We start from the raw sequence: 16,285 nt of genomic DNA, 5'->3' as shown, positions 1-16,285 counted from the left end.
TCCGGCCTACCCCGCCATCGCGGCGGCGACGGCGTCGGAGAATACCCGCTTCAGCGTATCCGCGTCCTCCAGCCCCACGGAAACGCGAAAGAACCCTTCGCGCAGGCCCAGGGCTTCCCGGTTTTCCGGCGTGAGGGCGCGGTGCGAGGACGAAGCGGGATGCGACAGCGTCGTGCCGACATCGCCCAGCGTCGGCGCAAAGCTAAGGCCGTCGGCGGCGCGCGTGAAAGCGTTTGCCGCCGCCCTGCCGCCGTTCAGTTCGAAACTGACCATGTTGCAGCCCCGCGCCCCAAGCAGCGCCACCGCGCGGTCGTGGTCGGGATGGTCCGTTCGCATCGGATAGATGACCCGCGCCACCCCCGGCAGGGCCGCGAGATGATCCGCGAGCGCCGCCGCCGTCTGCTGTGCCCTGTCAAAACGCAATTCAAACGACAACATCCCGCGTTCGGCCAGCCAGCAGTCGAACGGGCTTGGCGTCAGTCCGGTTGTGACGTTGAAAACGCGCAGTCTTTCGTTCAGCGCGGGATCCCTGGCGACCACATAGCCGAGCATCACGTCGGAATGGCCGGCGAGCAGCTTGGTGATCGAATGAATGACGATATCTGCGCCGTGGTCGAACGGTCTGAACCCGCGCGGGGTGGTAAAGGTGTTGTCCACCGCCAGCAAGAGCCCGTGTTCCTTGCACAGCGCCGCCAGCCCGTGGATATCCGCGACGTTCAGCGTCGGGTTGGACACGGCTTCGACAAGCAGCAGGCGGGTGTCGGGGCGGATCTCCGCGCGCACCGCGTCCACGTTTCCGGGATCGGCCAGAGAGGTCCTGATGCCGAGCCGCGGCAGGTCTTCGGCCATCAGGCGCAGCGACCGCCCGTAAAGCTGCTTGCCGCCGATCACATGGTCTCCGGTCTTGAGCAGCCCGAGCAGAACAGCGGACACCGCCGCCATGCCCGACGCGGTGACAACACCGCCCGGCATGCCCTCCATCGCATCCAGACGGGCCGCGACCACATCGGCGTTCGGATGGCCCTCGCGGGAATAGGTGTAACCGTGAACGCGGCCTTCATACTGGGCATCCAGCGCATCCGGCGTTTCGCTGGCGTAGACGACCGAAGGAGACAGCGGCGTCACGACCGGACGGCTCGCGCTTTCGGGCAGCGACGTCGGACGGATCAGGGACCCTTTCGAATTTCGCATCATTGAACCTTTTTCAGTTGTTCGCGAAACCTGCGCATGTTGTCCTGATAATGTAATGCCGCGGCGGTCATCCCCTTGATCGCGGTATCGTCCAGAATGCGCACGACCTTGCCCGGCGCGCCCATGACAAGACTGCCGTCCGGGATGACCTTGCCTTCGGTGATCAGCGCCCCCGCCCCGATCAGGCAGTTTCGGCCGATGCGCGCCCCGTTCAGAATCGTGGCACCCATGCCGATCAGCGAATTGTCGCCGACGGTGCAGCCATGCAGCATGACCTTGTGCCCGATGGTGCAATTGGTTCCCACGGTCAACGGAAAGCCCATGTCCGTATGCATCACGCAGTTTTCCTGCACGTTGCTGCCCGCCCCGATCCGGATTTCCTCGTTGTCCCCGCGCAGGGTGGACCCGAACCAGATGCTGGCGCCTTCTTCCAGAACTACCTTGCCGATCAGGTTGGCATCGGGGGCAATCCATGTGTCGGGGTGCAGGTCAGGAGACGCATCTCCGAGCATATAGACGGTCATTTTCTTTCCTCGAATTCGGCCTGAAGGCTGCGGACATGTCCGGTCAGACCGGGTTGCTGGCTGCGGCGCAGACGGGTGGCGGTGACGATGGTTTTCAGCCGCTCTTCGGTGGCGTCAAGATCGTCGTTGACGAGAACGAAATCGTAACCGTCCCAGTGGCTGATCTCGTCCCAGCTTTTCTGCATCCGGCGCGCGATGGTGGCGGCGTCGTCCTGCCTGCGGCCTTCCAGGCGGCGGCGCAGTTCGGCGATCGACGGCGGCAACAGGAAGATCGACAGCGTATTCTGACCGAGCGCGGAGTTGCGGATCTGCTGCGCGCCCTGCCAGTCGATGTCAAAAAGCACGTCCTTGCCGGCGTCTATCGCGTCCTGCACCGGGCCGCGCGGAGACCCGTAGAAATTGCCAAAGACATGGGCGTGTTCCAGCATGTCGCCCGCCGCCACCTGCGCCTTGAAGTCGGATTCGGACGTAAAGATATAGTCCACCCCGTCGGTTTCGCCGGGCCGGGGCGAACGGGTCGTTGCGCTGACCGAGAAAACGATCGACGGGTCCCAGTCGCGCAGCCGCCGCGCCAGGGTGGATTTCCCCGCGCCCGACGGAGAGGACAGGATGATCAGGAGTCCGCGGCGCTGCGTCATCGTTCTGTTCCTTTCCGGATCATTCGACGTTCTGGACCTGCTCGCGCATCTGGTCGATCACGGCTTTCAGGTCGAGCCCGACGGCGGTCAATCCCGCCGACTGCGATTTCGAACAGAGCGTGTTGGCCTCGCGGTTGAACTCCTGCATCAGGAAATCCAGCTTGCGTCCGACCGTGCCACCCTTGGCGATCAGGTCGCGGGCGGCGGCGACATGGACGACCAGCCGGTCGATCTCCTCTGTCACATCCGACTTGACGGCCAGCATGGCCAGTTCCTGCGCAACCCGCGCCGGATCGGCGCCTTCCGCGTTGTCAAGCACCCGTGCGAGATTGGCCTTCAGCGTTTCCGCCACGGCGTCCTTGCGCGCCTCGGCCAGGTCCGCGGCCTGCGCAGTCAGGGTTTCGATCCGGTCGAGCTGTTCGGACAGCACGGCGGACAGCGCCTGTCCTTCCGACAGGCGCATCGCGACAAAAGATTTCTTCAGATCGTTGAACTCGGCCCGAAGCTGATTGACCAGCGGCGCGGTGTCTTCCTCGGCACCGCCGGTTTCCAGCACGCCACGCACCGAAAGCAGGTCGCTCGCCCTGGACGGCCCCAAGGTCAGGCCACGGTCCATCGCATCCGCTTCTACCTGCGCCAATGCGTCCAGGACCGTGTTCAGTGCGGCGGCGTTGAGAACCAGACCGCCTGCATCCTCGCCCCTTGTCATCCTGAGCGACAAGGTGACGTTGCCGCGCGCGATCGCCTTGGACAGGTCCGCCCGCAGATACGCCTCCAGCCCGTCGAGCCAGTCCGGGACGCGGATGCGCAGGTCCAGCCCCTTGCCGTTGACGCTCCGAAGATCCCAGGTCCAGGAATAACGGGCGGCATCGCCCTTGGCCGAAGCGATGCCGGTCATGGATGTGATCATGGGCGGGTCCTGTCCGGTCCGTTCGTTTCGCGTTTTTCTGCGTCGCACCTAATGCCATTGACCGGCGCAGGGCAAGCCCCGGCCATTGCCCGCCCATCCGCTCAAAACGCCAGCAAACATTAACCAACTGCTAAACTAACGCTTCAAAATGTCGAAAAATGTGCCAAGTTAACATTAAGGTAACCATTATGAAGCAAGCCCTAATGAGTGATTTTGCCAGGTGGCAAAACACTTGCGAATGTGGTGGGCGCATTGTGAGAGACAGCAACATGATCAGTATTCTACGTCCGTTCGATTCCGGAAAGGTTGTAGCGATGGACAGATTTCGCAGCGGCGCGGGGCTTTCTCCGATCCAGCAGGCGGAAGCATACTGGATGGCGCTGAGATCCGGCACCGACATCCCGTTCCGGTCTCAGATCGACCCGCGCGGGCTGGACAAGGTTCTGGAATACGCATTCATTCTGGAACGGGTTGCGCCCGGTATCGCCCGCTTCCGGCTGGCCGGACAGCATCTTTGCGCGTTGGCGGGCATGGAAGTGCGCGGCATGCCGCTGACGGCAATGTTCACGGCCTCTGCCCGAAACCAGATCAGCGCGACGCTGGAACATGTTTTCGACACGCCCGCCATCGCCGAAGTGACGCTGGCAGGCGAACGGCAAAACCTGCGCGGTTCCTGCGAGGCCCGCATGATCCTGTTGCCGCTGAAAAGCGATACGGGCGCCACGACGCGCATCCTGGGCGTTCTGGTCGCGGACGGTGATTTCGGCCGGCAGCCCCGCCGCTTTGACGTGACCAGAACCTCCCTGTGCAACCTGAACACCGCGTCGCCTAGACCGCAGATCGTGGCCCATGCAGCCGAAGGCTTTGCCGAGGCCCAGACCGCGCTCAGCGGAAAAGCGCCCTATCTGCGTCTGGTCAAGACCGACGAACGATAAACAGAAGTGCGATCAGGCCAGCTCTCATCGGCCTGATCGCAAATGCGTGCTATCCTGCGGCGCGGTTCACGCGCGCCGCACGCAGGTTCGACAGTTCTTCCGCGACCAGGAACGCCAGTTCCAGCGACTGGCTGGCGTTCAAGCGCGGATCGCAGGCCGTGTGGTAACGGTCTGACAGGTCCTCTTCACTCACCGCCTGAACGCCACCGATGCATTCGGTCACATCCTGACCCGTCATCTCGAAATGCACGCCACCGGGCACCGTGCCTTCGCTGGCATGGACCCCGAAGAACTCGCGTACCTCGCGCAGGACCGAGTCAAACGGCCGGGTCTTGTAGCCGGTCGACGACTTGATCGTGTTGCCGTGCATCGGGTCGCAGACCCAGACCACGTTCGCGCCCTCTTCACGCACCGTCTTGATCAGGCGCGGCAGGTTCTCGGCCACCTTTCCCGCGCCGAAACGCGCGATCAGCGTGAGCCTGCCGGCCTCGTTCTTGGGGTTCAGCCTGGCCATCAGCAGTTTCAGGTCGTCGCTGGTCATGCTCGGGCCGCACTTGAGGCCGATCGGATTGAGAACGCCACGGCAGAACTCTACATGCGCCCCGTCCGGCTGACGGGTGCGGTCGCCGATCCAGATCAGGTGCCCGGACCCGGCAAGCCAGTTGCCCGAGGTCGAATCGCGCCGTGTCAGGGCTTCTTCGTATTCCAGCAGCAGGCTTTCGTGGCTGGTGTAGAATTCGACCGATTGCAGCGTGTGCGCCGTGTCCTGGGTGACGCCCGCCGCCTTCATGAAGTCGAGCGTGTCGCTGATGCGGTTGGCAACTTCGCGGTAGGCTTCGGCCTTCTTGCTTTCGGTGAACCCGAGCGTCCAGGCGTGCACCTGGTTGACGTCCGCGTAGCCGCCTGTCGAAAACGCGCGCAACAGGTTCAGCGTCGCCGCGGCCTGGGTGTAGGCTTGCAGCATCTTCGCCGGATCGGGAATCCGCGCCTGCGGCGTGAATTCCAGTTCGTTGATGATGTCGCCGCGGTAGCTTGGCAGTTCCACCCCGTCGATCACCTCGGTCGGGGCGCTGCGCGGCTTGGCGAATTGTCCGGCCATGCGGCCGACCTTGATCACCGGCACCTTGGCGCCATGGGTCAGAACCATCGCCATCTGCAACATGACCTTGAAGGTGTCACGGATGCTGTCGGCGCTGAACTGTTCGAAACTTTCGGCGCAATCGCCGCCCTGCAACAGAAAGGCTTCGCCCTGCGCGGCTGCCGCGAGATGCTTCTTCAAACGCCGGGCTTCACCGGCAAAGACGAGCGGCGGATACTTGGACAACTGCGCCTCTACCGCGTGCAGAGCGTCTTGATCCGTGTAATCGGGCATCTGAACCCGCGGCTTCTCGCGCCAGTCCGTTTTTTGCCACTCACTCATCGCATCGTTCTCCGTTGGGCGTGTCAGGCCGACTGTATACAAAAGCCGGACGCAGGTTGCCATATCCGATTTGCGACCCTTGACGCCGCAGATAAGCTCTGAGCAAGGTTGTACCTGCGCATGCGGGGCCGCTTGCGGCCGCGCCCGACCCGAAGGATCATCCTACCATGCAAGAACAACGCAAAGTTGTCGACGTGGAAAGCAAGTCCGCCAAGCCGCAACGGTTCGTTTTCGTCCTGCTGGACAATTTCACCATGCTCAGCTTCGCGTCCGCGCTGGAAAGCCTGCGGATCGCGAACCGGATGGCCGGGCGGGAACTGTATTCCTGGCGTCTGGTTGGCGAAGGCGGCGACACCGTCACCTGTTCGGCCGGCACCCAGTTCAAGCTGGACGCCGATTTGGACGAACTGAATCGCGATGATACGGTTCTGATCTGCGGTGGAATCGACGTCCAGTCCGCCACGACCAAACGTCTCCTGGGCTGGATACGCCGTGAATCCCGCAAGGGGCTGATGATCGGCGGCTTGTGCACGGCCGCGTTTTCGCTGGCCAAGGCCGGACTGCTGGACGGACGCAAGGCCACGATCCACTGGGAGAACGCGGACAGCTTCGCCGAGGAGTTCGAGGATGTCATCCTGACGAAATCGGTTTTCGTGATCGACGGAAACCGGATGACGACGGCGGGCGGAACCTCTTCCATCGACCTGATGCTGAAGATCATCGCCAATTCCCATGGCGAAGACCTTGCCAACGCGGTGGCGGACCAGCTGATCTATTCCAGCATCCGCACGGACCAGGACACGCAACGCCTGTCGGTCCCGACCCGGATCGGCGTGCGGCACCCCAAGCTGAGCCAGGTCATCCAGATGATGGAAACCAATATCGAAGAACCGATCAGCCCGTCGATCCTGGCACGGGATGTCGGGATGTCGACCCGGCAACTGGAACGCCTGTTCCGGCGCTACCTGAACCGGTCGCCTAAACGCTATTACATGGAACTGCGCCTGCAAAAGGCGCGTAATCTGCTGATGCAGACCGACATGAGCGTGATCAACGTGGCGTTGGCCTGCGGTTTCGCCAGCCCGTCGCATTTTTCAAAATGTTATCGCGCGCATTACGATACCACCCCCTATCGCGAGCGCGGAAGCCACGCGGCGCGGCTGTCCATATGACGCCGCAAATCCGCGTTCCGATTGCCCGGATCGCCGTTTAAAACAGTGTGATGACGCAACGCAAACCGCCGTCTGAAAGGACTTTTCTTTTGCCTTTGGCTTGCCTAGGGTCATGCGCGAACATTTTGTTCCAATAGGGGAGAAAACTCATGAAGAAACTGCTTATGGCGTCAGCGGCCACCGCCCTGATCGCGGGCGCGGCCCAGGCTCAGGATGTCAAGATCGGCATCCTGCTGGGCTTCACCGGTCCGCTGGAATCGCTGGCTCCCGACATGGCCGAAGGCGCCAAGCTGGCGATCGCCGAAGTCAACGAGTCCGGCCTGTTCCTGGACGGCGCGTCGATCGAGGGCGTCAATGGCGACACCGGCTGCATCGATGCGAGCCTCGCGGTCGCATCCGCGGAACGCCTGATCACGTCGGACAAGGTCAATGGCATCGTCGGCGGCATGTGTTCCGGCGAAACCACCGCCAGCCTTCAGAACGCCGCCATTCCCAACGGCATGGTCATGATCAGCCCGTCGGCCACGTCGCCGGCCCTGTCCACCATCGAGGACAACGGCCTGTTCTTCCGCACCTCGCCGTCCGATGCCCGCCAGGGCCAGGTGATGGCGGACATCCTGAATGATCGCGGCATCAAGGAAGTCGCCGTGACCTATACCAACAACGACTATGGCAAGGGTCTCGCCGACAGCTTCCAGGCGGCCTTCGAAGCGGCCGGCGGCAGCGTCACCATCAACACCGCGCATGAAGACGGCAAGGCCGACTACTCCGCCGAAGTCGGCGCACTTGCCTCGGCAGGCGGAGAGATCCTCGTCGTGGCGGGATATGTCGATCAGGGCGGCGCGGCGATCATCAACGGTTCGCTCGACACCGGCGCATTCGACACGTTCATGTTCCCGGACGGCATGGTCTCGGAAACCCTGGAAACCAACTTCGGCAATCTGGTCGAAGGATCCTTCGGCCAGCATCCCGGCAACGACAGTGACGGCGGTGCGCGGTTCAACGAACTGGGCGAAGCAGCCGGGTTCAATCCGACCAACGCCTTTTCGCCGGAAAGCTATGATGCAGCGGCTCTGATCCTTCTGGCGATGCAGGCGGCGGGTTCGACCGACCCGCAGGTCTACAAGGACAAGGTGATGGACGTCGCCAACGCGCCCGGCGAACAGATCCTGCCCGGAGAACTGGCCAAGGCCCTGCAGATCCTGAAGGATGGCGGTGATGTCGATTTCGTGGGCGCATCCGCAGTCGAACTGATCGGACCCGGCGAAAGCGCCGGCAACTATCGCGAGATCGAGTTCAAGGACGGCAAGATGGTCACGGTCGGCTACCGCTGATCCGATTGCAAACCATGCGGCGGCCCGAACCAAGCTGTTCGGGCTGCCTGCAATTCCCGGCCCCTGCGGTTGCGGGGCGCACAGGGCAAGAAAGGCCGCGAACAGGCGGCGGGGGAGTGCCATGATCGTCGTCGAAGACATGCACAAACATTTCGGCGGATTTCATGCCGTCGATGGCGCATCGCTGAAAATCGCCGAAGGGTCGATCACCGGCCTGATCGGGCCGAACGGCGCGGGAAAAACCACTCTTTTCAACGTAATTGCCGGCGTTCTTCAACCGACTTCGGGGCGTGTGACAATGGCGGGAGAAGACATCACCGGCCTGCCGCCGCATGACCTGTTCCACAAGGGGCTGCTGCGCACCTTTCAGATCGCGCACGAATTTTCGTCCATGACCTGCCGGGAGAACCTGATGGTGGTTCCGGGCGGGCAATCCGGGGAAACGCTTTGGAACACCTGGTTCGGGCGCAGGCGCATCGCGGATGAGGAACGCGCACTGCGGGCCAAGGCCGACGAGGTGCTGGAGTTCCTGACCATCGAACACCTGGCGGATCACAAGGCAGGACAGGTTTCGGGCGGACAGAAGAAACTTCTGGAGCTTGGCCGCACGATGATGGTGGACGCGCGGATCGTGTTTCTGGACGAAGTGGGCGCCGGGGTGAACCGCACGCTGTTGAACACAATCGGCGACGCGATCCTGCGGCTGAACCAGGAACGCGGATACACCTTCGTGGTGATCGAACATGACATGGATTTCATCGGGCGGCTTTGTGATCCGGTCATCTGCATGGCCGAAGGCCGGGTGCTGGCGGAAGGCACGCTGGCCGACATCAAGGCCAATGAACAGGTGATCGAAGCCTATCTCGGCACCGGCCTGAAGAACAAGGTGCCGGCATGATCCGTCGGGATCGCCAGGGACTTGCACCCTGTCGCCCGGAACGGGCAGTTCCCCCGGAGTATTTTTCGCAAGAGGAAGCAGGATGAGCGGCAATCCCTACCAGGACGATCGCGGCAACAAGGACCGTTCGATCGCCAATCCCAAGGGTTCGGGAACAGCCGAAGGCGCACGCCGCAGGGGGATGGCGACCCCGGCGCCCGGCGGCCCGTTCCTGATCGGCGAAAACATGACCGGCGGCTATGGCAAGGGGCCAGACATTCTGCACAGCTGCACCATTTCCGTGGACCAGGGCGAGATTGCCGTCATCGTCGGACCCAACGGGGCCGGCAAGTCCACGGCGATGAAGGCGGTGTTCGGGATGCTCGACGTGCGGTCGGGCCATGTGCGTCTGGACGGCGAAGACATCACGTCGCTGTCGCCGCAAGCGCGCGTGGTCAAGGGCATGGGGTTCGTTCCGCAGACCAACAATATCTTCACCTCGATGACCGTCGAAGAGAACCTGGAGATGGGGGCGTTCATCCGCACCGACGATTTTTCCGGCACGATGGCGCAGGTCTATGACCTGTTCCCGATCCTGAAGGAGAAAAGAACCCAGGCGGCCGGGGAACTGAGCGGCGGACAACGCCAGCAGGTCGCCGTCGGGCGGGCGCTGATGACCCGGCCCAAGGTGCTGATGCTGGACGAGCCGACCGCGGGGGTCAGCCCGATCGTGATGGATGAACTTTTCGACCGCATCATCGAGGTGGCGCGGACCGGCATTCCGATCCTGATGGTGGAACAGAACGCCCGGCAGGCGCTCGAGATCGCGGACAAGGGATATGTTCTGGTCCAGGGGGCCAACGCCTATACCGGAACCGGCAAGGAACTGCTCGCCGATCCGGAAGTGCGCAAGAGTTTTCTGGGGGGATGATCCGATGGAACTTCTGAACGCCATCGTGGCGCTGTCCAACTTCGTTCTCGTCCCCGCGATTTCCTACGGCAGCCAGCTGGCGCTCGGGGCGCTCGGCGTGACACTGATCTACGGCATCCTGCGGTTTTCCAACTTTGCCCATGGCGACACAATGGCCTTTGGCGCCATGGTCACGATTCTCGTCACCTGGTGGATGCAGTCGGTGGGAATCGGGTTCGGACCGCTTCCAACAGCGCTTCTCGCCCTGCCCTTCGGAATCCTCGGCTGTATCGCATTGGTGCTTTTGACCGACAGGATGGTGTATCGGTTCTACCGTGAACAAAAGGCCAAGCCCGTCATCCTGGTGATCGTGTCGATGGGCGTCATGTTCATCATGAACGGGCTCGTCCGATTCATCATCGGGCCGGACGATCAGAATTTCGCCGACGGAACCCGGTTCATCGTATCCGCGCGGGATTTCAAGGAAATGACCGGGCTGGACGAGGGTCTCGCGATCAAGACCACGCAAGGCATCACGGTGGTCACGGCGTTCGTGGTGGTTATGCTGCTGTTCTGGTTCCTGAACCGCACACGCACCGGCAAATCGATGCGGGCCTATTCGGACAACGAGGACCTGGCGCTGCTGTCGGGCATCAATCCGGAACGCGTGGTCGTTTACACCTGGCTGATCGTAGCGACTCTGGCAACGGTGGCCGGCGTGCTTTACGGCCTGGACAAGTCGTTCAAGCCCTTTACCTATTTTCAGCTTCTCCTGCCGATCTTTGCCAGCGCCATCGTCGGCGGCCTCGGCAGTCCCCTGGGGGCAATCGCCGGGGGCTTCATAATCGCCTTTTCGGAAGTGACGATCACCTATGCCTGGAAAAAGGTCATCACCTACGTCGTCCCTGAAAGGTTCGAGCCCGACAGTCTCGTGCAGCTGCTGGGCACGGATTACAAGCTGGCCGTCTCCTTCGTCATTCTGATCATCGTATTGCTGTTCCGCCCGACCGGCATTTTCAAGGGGAAGGCGCTATGAGCGAGACCGTGAGAAACACCGCCCTGTTCGCGACCGTCGGGCTTCTGATCGTGCTGACCGGGTTTCTGCAAAGCTGGAACTCAGCCTTGCTGATCCTGAACATGGGTCTGGTTTCGGCGATCATGGCCCTGGGCGTGAACCTGCAATGGGGGTTTGCTGGCCTGTTCAACATCGGCGTGATGGGGTTCGTGGCGCTTGGCGGGCTGGCTGCGGTTCTGGTGTCCATGCCGCCCACCACCGAAGCCTGGGCCGTCGGTGGGGCGGGCATTCTGACCGCCATGGCCTTGGGTGCGGCGACGATCGTGGCCGCGGTGCTCCTGATGAAACGCATGAAACCGGGCAAGCTGCGCGGTCTTGCCGTTCTGGCCGTGATCGTGATCGGCTTTTTCGTCTATCGCGCGATCCTCGACCCGGCGGTGGAGCAAATCGAAAAGGTCAGCCCGGCGGCAACAGGCTATCTTGGCGGTCTCGGCCTGCCGGTAATACTGGCCTGGCCCATCGGTGGCGCCTTGGCGGCCGGCGCCGCATGGCTGATCGGCAAGACGGCCCTCGGGTTGCGGTCGGACTACCTCGCGATCGCGACGCTGGGCATCGCCGAGATCATCATCGCGGTTCTCAAGAACGAGGACTGGCTGACGCGCGGCGTCAAGAATGTCGTCGGCATTCCGCGTCCGGTTCCCTACGAGATCGACCTTCAGAACGATCCCGCCTTCGTCGAACGCGCCACCGGGATCGGGATGGATCCTGTCACCGCGTCCACAATCTATGTGAAGCTGGAGTATGCGGCGCTGTTCCTGGCCGTGCTCCTGATGCTGCTGTGGATGGCGCAAATGGCCCTGAAGAGCCCTTGGGGCCGCATGATGCGCGCCATACGCGACAATGAAACCGCCGCCGAGGCGATGGGAAAGGACGTCACCGCCCGGCATTTGCAGGTCTTCGTGCTGGGAAGCGCGATCTGCGGCATCGCCGGGGCGATGATGACAACCCTGGACGGCCAGCTTACCCCCGGCACCTACCAGCCGCTGCGGTTCACCTTCCTGATCTGGGTGATGGTGATCGTCGGCGGGTCGGGCAACAATTTCGGCGCGGTGCTCGGCGCAATGCTGATCTGGTTCCTGTGGGTTCAGGTCGAACCGATCGGAATTTTCGTGCTGGAAGTCATTACATCCGGCATGTCTGACGGCGCGTTGAAATCGCACCTTCTGGATAGTGCCGCGCATATGCGGCTCCTGACGATGGGGGTGGTCCTGCTGCTGGTTCTGCGGTTCAGTCCGCGTGGGTTGATACCGGAACGCTAGAGAAATTCGGCGAAACGTCCGAAGTGATCGATGCGCCGAATCCAGGGCATTCGGGCAATCGTGTGTTCTTGCATTGCAAACCGGCCTTCCCCGGTCAGTGCTCAACGTCCTTTGAAGAGGCCTCCGAGGATACCGCGCACGATACGGCGTCCGGTGGTGCCCGAGAGTTCCTTCATCACGTTCCGGGCGATCGCTTCGCCAAAATTTTCGGTCTGCCTAGCGGGGCGCGACGTGGAACGGGGCACCCGGCTACCCGAATAGCGGCGGGCCGCATTGAATTCCTGGAACATCGGGGCGAGGTCTTCGGCCTTTTCCTCGGCGGCGGCGGCTTCGGCGGCGGCGACGTCCGCCCGTTTCGCAAGGATCTCGAACGCGGATTCCCGATCCAGAGCCGCGTCGTATTTGCCGGCCATGTCCGATGCCGCCAGAAGAGCGCGCCGCCTGTCCGCTGTGATCGGCCCGACCTGTGACGAAGGCGGCCGGATCAGGGTCCGTTCGACGATACCGGGTATACCCTTGTCCAGCAGCATGGAGGTCACGGCTTCGCCGACGCCGACTTCGCGGATCGTCTCTTCGGTCGAAAAACGGGGATTGTCGCGGTAGGTCTGTGCGGCAAGCGCCAGGTTCTTGCGGTCCTTTGCGGTAAAAGCCCGCAGGGCGTGCTGGATACGGTTGCCCAGTTGCCCGAGGATGTCTTCGGGAACGTCGGCCGGGTTCTGGGTGATGAAATAGATCCCGACCCCTTTTGAACGGATCAGGCGGGCCACCTGTTCGACCTTGTCGACCAGCGCCTTGGGAGCGTCGTCAAACAACAGATGTGCCTCGTCGAAAAAGAACACCAGCTTGGGTTTGTCCGGATCCCCGACTTCGGGCAGGTTCTCGAAAAGTTCGCTGAGCAGCCACAAGAGGAACGTGGCATAAAGCGTCGGGGACCCCATCAGCTTGTCGGAGGCAAGGATGTTGATGCGCCCGCGTCCGTTTCCGTCCTGGCGCATCAGGTCGCTCAGGGCGAGGGCCGGTTCACCGAACAGGCGGCTGCCGCCCTGATTTTCCAGAACCAGCAGACGGCGCTGGATCGCGCCGATCGAAGCCGTCGAGACGTTGCCGTATCTCAGAGACAGTTCGTCCCTGTTCTCTCCGATCCAGACCAGAAGCGATTGCAGGTCCTTCAGATCCAGAAGCGGCAGTCCTTCTTCGTCCGACAGGCGAAACGCGATGTTCAGGATGCCTTCCTGCGCCTCGCTCAGTTCCAGCAGACGGGCGAGCAGCAGCGGACCCATTTCCGCGACCGTGGTGCGGACCGGATGGCCCTGTTCGCCGAACAGATCCCAGAACGTCACCGGATAGGCGCGGTAGGCGTAGTCGGTGAAACCGATCCTGGCCGCACGTTCCATAAACGGCTTGTTCAGCTTGTGATCGGCAGAGCCCGGTTCCGCCAGCCCCGAAAGATCGCCTTTGACGTCGGACAGGAACACGGGAACACCAGCATCGCTGAACCCTTCCGCGAGGATCTGCAACGTCACCGTTTTGCCTGTTCCCGTTGCCCCGGCGACCAATCCATGGCGGTTGGCATACTTCAGTGACAGCCCCTGAGGTTCGCCATATTCGACGCCGCCGCCTCCGATGAATACCTTGCCATTCATATGCTCGTTTCCCCGCCCTGTGTCCGTGTCGCCCTGACCATACAAAGTTAACCTCTGCCTGCCATATATATTTGTGTCCGCAGCAGTGGCCTCCGTGTCTTGCGGGCACTTCCTCCCTGTCAGACTGGCCGCGCCCTCGGGTGCGGCCCTTTTTTCGCCACGTGGGGACATTCCTTCGGATAACTGCCGCGTCTCATATCTTTTTCCTGTTTCTAGTTGACCGCCGCCCGCACGTCTCGTAACGTGCAGGCAATGACTAAGTCGGCCAGTCCGACGGGGAGAAAAAGATTGAAAAAGGGGGCCTTTCGGTCTCCTTTTTTTCGGCGACCAGGCGGTGTCGCCGGCACGTTCAGCCCCTGCCGAATCCCTGACTTGAAAATCGCGTGTAGTGGCCATTGCCCGCCATTATCCGCCTGACTCCCCTTCCGCAGCATGATAGACGGGCGCGACAGCAGTTCACAAACAAAGAGACAGTCAAATGTACAGACTTCCGACATCCGCCGCTGCAATCGCGTTGTGCGCCCTGATGGCCCCCGCGTTCGCGCAGGACGCCACGACCGACGCGCCTGCAGAAGCTCCCGCGGCAGAGGCGCCTGCCGAAGCTCCCGCGGCAGAGGCAACCGCGCCGGAAACGCCAAACCAGCTCGATCTGGGCCAATCCGTGTCCGAAGGACCAAAGCAGGGTGAAAGATACGCCAAGGAAACCTTTGGCGACTGGACCCTTGCCTGTATCAAGACAGAGGGGGAAACCGATCCCTGCTCGCTTCTGCAGATTCTGCGGGACGATTCCGAAAATCCGGTGGCGGAAGTTTCGCTGTTCAGGATCGACAATGGCGGACAGGCCGTAGCGGGTGCCACCGTTCTGGTACCGCTGGAAACGCTTCTGACCGCGCAGCTGACCATCGCGGTGGATGACGGGCCGGGCAAGCGCTACAACTTCGCCTTCTGCAATCCCCTTGGCTGCGCTGCTCAGATCGGGTTGACGCAGGAAGACGTCGACGCGTTCAAGCGCGGCAGCAAGGCGACCGTTTCGATCGTGCCGGCGCCGGCGCCGGATCAGGTTGTGGCGCTGACCATGTCCCTGTCCGGATTCACCGCCGGGTTCGACGCGGTGGACGTCCTGAAACAGTAGGCTTCCGCCATTTCGTCGGAACTTTGCGCCGGGCCCATGGTCCGGCGCAATCGTTCATGCCTTGCGCAGCACCAGAACCGCGTTCATACCGCCGAACGCAAATGCGTTGGACACCGCGACCGAGACATTCGCCTCGCGGGCGGTGTTCGGGACCACGTCCAGCGCGCATTCCGGATCCGGTTCCTCATATCCTATGGTCGGCGCGATGACGCCATCGCGCACCGCCATGATGCAGGCCAGGAGTTCGACAGCGCCGGTGCCGCCGATCAGATGACCATGCATCGACTTGGTCGAACTGATCATCAGCCGGTCCGCATGACGGCCGAATACATCAGCGACCGCGGCGCATTCGGTCTTGTCGTTCGCGGCCGTTCCGGTGCCATGCGCATTGATATAACCCACGTCTTCGGGATTGACCCTTGCGTCCGACAGCGCGTTGGCCATGGCGCGCGCGGCGCCCTGCTTGGACGGCATGACGATATCGGACGCATCCGACGACATGGCGAACCCGATCACTTCGCAAAGGATCTCCGCGCCGCGGGCGCGGGCGTGGTCGTAGTCTTCGAACACGAACACTCCGGCACCTTCGCCCTGTACCATGCCACTGCGCCCAAGGCTGAAAGGCCGGCAGGCGTCCTTGGACATCACCCGCAACCCTTCCCATGCCTTGACCCCGCCAAAGCACAGCATCGATTCGGAACCGCCCGTGACCATCGCCTTGGCCATTCCGCTGCGCACCATGGCGAAAGCCTGGGCCATCGCGTGATTGGAGGACGCGCAGGCCGTGGACACGGTGAACGACGGACCCTTGAGATTGTATTCCATGCTGACATGGCTTGCGGCGGCGTTGTTCATCAACTTGGGCACGACAAAGGGATGCACCCTGTTCTTGCCGTCCTCGTAGACCGAGCGATAGTTGTCGTCCCAGGTGCTGACCCCGCCGCCCGCGGTGCCGAGCACCACGCCGGAAGTGGCGGCCAGAGCGCCGCTGAATTCCAGCCCCGATTGGGCAATCGCTTCTTTCGCGGCGATCAGGGTGAACTGCGTGAACCGGTCGTAGAGCGACAGTTGCTGCCGATTGAATCGGCTTTCGGGTTCAAAGCCACGGACCTGTCCGCCGATGCGGATCGCCAGCCGGTCCACATCGCGAAAGTCCAGTTCTCCGATACCGCATTTTCCGTCCTGCATGGCCCGCAGGGTTTCCGGAACCGAATGCCCAAGTGCATTGATGGTTCCCGCGCCGGTGATGACGACCCGTTTCATCT

The 16,285-nt window shown here is 62.3% G+C and carries 15 protein-coding genes; 8 read left to right on the top strand and 7 right to left on the bottom strand.

The features are described 5' to 3' along the window. Positions 1-6: 6 nt before the first annotated feature. From QO034_RS05895 to QO034_RS05880, 4 genes are read right to left on the bottom strand one after another with little or no spacing between them, the layout of a single operon-like run. Positions 7-1,191 carry a trans-sulfuration enzyme family protein gene (locus QO034_RS05895; protein ID WP_284484579.1) on the bottom strand — a complete coding sequence of 395 codons (1,185 nt, stop codon included), beginning with the start codon at positions 1,189-1,191 and terminating at the stop codon, positions 7-9. Next, entirely contained in the window at positions 1,191-1,715 is a 525-nt protein-coding gene (locus QO034_RS05890; RefSeq protein ID WP_284484578.1) for a gamma carbonic anhydrase family protein, read from the bottom strand. The genes QO034_RS05895 and QO034_RS05890 overlap by 1 nt, the downstream gene beginning before the upstream one ends. Next, complete coding sequence (gene gmk / locus QO034_RS05885; RefSeq protein WP_284484577.1) at positions 1,712-2,353, bottom strand: guanylate kinase; 642 nt, start codon at positions 2,351-2,353, stop codon at positions 1,712-1,714. Before gmk ends, QO034_RS05890 begins: the two co-directional genes overlap by 4 nt. A 19-nt stretch (positions 2,354-2,372) precedes the next feature. Beyond that, a complete protein-coding gene (locus QO034_RS05880; RefSeq protein ID WP_284484576.1) occupies positions 2,373-3,263 on the bottom strand; it encodes a YicC/YloC family endoribonuclease in 891 nt (296 codons plus the stop codon). Positions 3,264-3,577: 314 nt separating this feature from the next. Between QO034_RS05880 and QO034_RS05875 the strand changes: the two genes are divergently transcribed. Beyond that, positions 3,578-4,198, top strand: a complete 621-nt coding sequence (locus tag QO034_RS05875; RefSeq protein ID WP_321169987.1) for a PAS domain-containing protein — start codon at positions 3,578-3,580, stop codon at positions 4,196-4,198. A gap of 49 nt (positions 4,199-4,247) precedes the next feature. Here the strand turns inward: QO034_RS05875 and QO034_RS05870 are convergent, their stop codons facing one another. Then, a complete protein-coding gene (locus QO034_RS05870; protein ID WP_284484574.1) occupies positions 4,248-5,618 on the bottom strand; it encodes a class II 3-deoxy-7-phosphoheptulonate synthase in 1,371 nt (456 codons plus the stop codon). A gap of 167 nt (positions 5,619-5,785) precedes the next feature. Here QO034_RS05870 and QO034_RS05865 point away from each other — a divergent pair, with 167 nt between their 5' ends. From QO034_RS05865 to QO034_RS05840, 6 genes are all read left to right on the top strand, one after another. Next, complete coding sequence (locus QO034_RS05865; protein WP_284484573.1) at positions 5,786-6,790, top strand: GlxA family transcriptional regulator; 1,005 nt, start codon at positions 5,786-5,788, stop codon at positions 6,788-6,790. 149 nt (positions 6,791-6,939) lie between these two features. Further along, complete coding sequence (locus QO034_RS05860; RefSeq protein WP_284484572.1) at positions 6,940-8,124, top strand: ABC transporter substrate-binding protein; 1,185 nt, start codon at positions 6,940-6,942, stop codon at positions 8,122-8,124. A 121-nt stretch (positions 8,125-8,245) separates the two neighbouring features. Beyond that, a complete protein-coding gene (locus QO034_RS05855) occupies positions 8,246-9,022 on the top strand; it encodes an ABC transporter ATP-binding protein (protein ID WP_284484571.1) in 777 nt (258 codons plus the stop codon). Between the two features lie 82 nt (positions 9,023-9,104). Beyond that, positions 9,105-9,932, top strand: coding sequence for an ABC transporter ATP-binding protein (locus QO034_RS05850; RefSeq protein ID WP_284484570.1), 828 nt, complete (start codon positions 9,105-9,107; stop codon positions 9,930-9,932). A gap of 4 nt (positions 9,933-9,936) precedes the next feature. Continuing rightward, entirely contained in the window at positions 9,937-10,947 is a 1,011-nt protein-coding gene (locus tag QO034_RS05845) for a branched-chain amino acid ABC transporter permease (RefSeq protein WP_284484569.1), read from the top strand. Then, the gene (locus QO034_RS05840; RefSeq protein ID WP_284484568.1) at positions 10,944-12,245 is read left to right on the top strand and encodes a branched-chain amino acid ABC transporter permease; all 1,302 of its coding nucleotides are present in this window, start codon (positions 10,944-10,946) and stop codon (positions 12,243-12,245) included. Before QO034_RS05845 ends, QO034_RS05840 begins: the two co-directional genes overlap by 4 nt. Positions 12,246-12,346: 101 nt before the next feature. Here the strand turns inward: QO034_RS05840 and QO034_RS05835 are convergent, their stop codons facing one another. After that, entirely contained in the window at positions 12,347-13,888 is a 1,542-nt protein-coding gene (locus QO034_RS05835; RefSeq protein WP_284484567.1) for a helicase HerA-like domain-containing protein, read from the bottom strand. A gap of 478 nt (positions 13,889-14,366) precedes the next feature. On the opposite strand from QO034_RS05835, the gene QO034_RS05830 reads away from it, so the two are divergent. Beyond that, positions 14,367-15,020 (top strand): invasion associated locus B family protein, encoded by a 654-nt coding sequence (locus tag QO034_RS05830; protein WP_284484566.1) that lies wholly within the window; start codon positions 14,367-14,369, stop codon positions 15,018-15,020. A 54-nt stretch (positions 15,021-15,074) separates the two neighbouring features. Here the strand turns inward: QO034_RS05830 and QO034_RS05825 are convergent, their stop codons facing one another. Next, a complete protein-coding gene (locus QO034_RS05825) occupies positions 15,075-16,283 on the bottom strand; it encodes a beta-ketoacyl-[acyl-carrier-protein] synthase family protein (protein ID WP_284484565.1) in 1,209 nt (402 codons plus the stop codon). Positions 16,284-16,285 lie beyond the last annotated feature (2 nt).

Source organism: Sedimentitalea xiamensis, assembly GCF_030164465.1.
Classification (GTDB): Bacteria; Pseudomonadota; Alphaproteobacteria; order Rhodobacterales; family Rhodobacteraceae; genus Sedimentitalea; species Sedimentitalea xiamensis.
Note: the sequence above shows the minus strand (reverse complement) of the source record. Positions and strands in the feature narration are given on the sequence as shown.

Coding starts and splice junctions, on each gene's coding strand:
- QO034_RS05830 (WP_284484566.1), top strand. CDS start 14,367: ATGTACAGACTTCCGACATCCGCCGCTGCAATCGCGTTGTGCGCCCTG.
- QO034_RS05865 (WP_284484573.1), top strand. CDS start 5,786: ATGCAAGAACAACGCAAAGTTGTCGACGTGGAAAGCAAGTCCGCCAAG.
- QO034_RS05840 (WP_284484568.1), top strand. CDS start 10,944: ATGAGCGAGACCGTGAGAAACACCGCCCTGTTCGCGACCGTCGGGCTT.
- QO034_RS05835 (WP_284484567.1), bottom strand. CDS start 13,888: ATGAATGGCAAGGTATTCATCGGAGGCGGCGGCGTCGAATATGGCGAA.
- QO034_RS05870 (WP_284484574.1), bottom strand. CDS start 5,618: ATGAGTGAGTGGCAAAAAACGGACTGGCGCGAGAAGCCGCGGGTTCAG.
- gmk (WP_284484577.1), bottom strand. CDS start 2,353: ATGACGCAGCGCCGCGGACTCCTGATCATCCTGTCCTCTCCGTCGGGC.
- QO034_RS05845 (WP_284484569.1), top strand. CDS start 9,937: ATGGAACTTCTGAACGCCATCGTGGCGCTGTCCAACTTCGTTCTCGTC.
- QO034_RS05890 (WP_284484578.1), bottom strand. CDS start 1,715: ATGACCGTCTATATGCTCGGAGATGCGTCTCCTGACCTGCACCCCGAC.
- QO034_RS05895 (WP_284484579.1), bottom strand. CDS start 1,191: ATGCGAAATTCGAAAGGGTCCCTGATCCGTCCGACGTCGCTGCCCGAA.
- QO034_RS05880 (WP_284484576.1), bottom strand. CDS start 3,263: ATGATCACATCCATGACCGGCATCGCTTCGGCCAAGGGCGATGCCGCC.
- QO034_RS05825 (WP_284484565.1), bottom strand. CDS start 16,283: ATGAAACGGGTCGTCATCACCGGCGCGGGAACCATCAATGCACTTGGG.
- QO034_RS05855 (WP_284484571.1), top strand. CDS start 8,246: ATGATCGTCGTCGAAGACATGCACAAACATTTCGGCGGATTTCATGCC.
- QO034_RS05850 (WP_284484570.1), top strand. CDS start 9,105: ATGAGCGGCAATCCCTACCAGGACGATCGCGGCAACAAGGACCGTTCG.
- QO034_RS05875 (WP_321169987.1), top strand. CDS start 3,578: ATGGACAGATTTCGCAGCGGCGCGGGGCTTTCTCCGATCCAGCAGGCG.
- QO034_RS05860 (WP_284484572.1), top strand. CDS start 6,940: ATGAAGAAACTGCTTATGGCGTCAGCGGCCACCGCCCTGATCGCGGGC.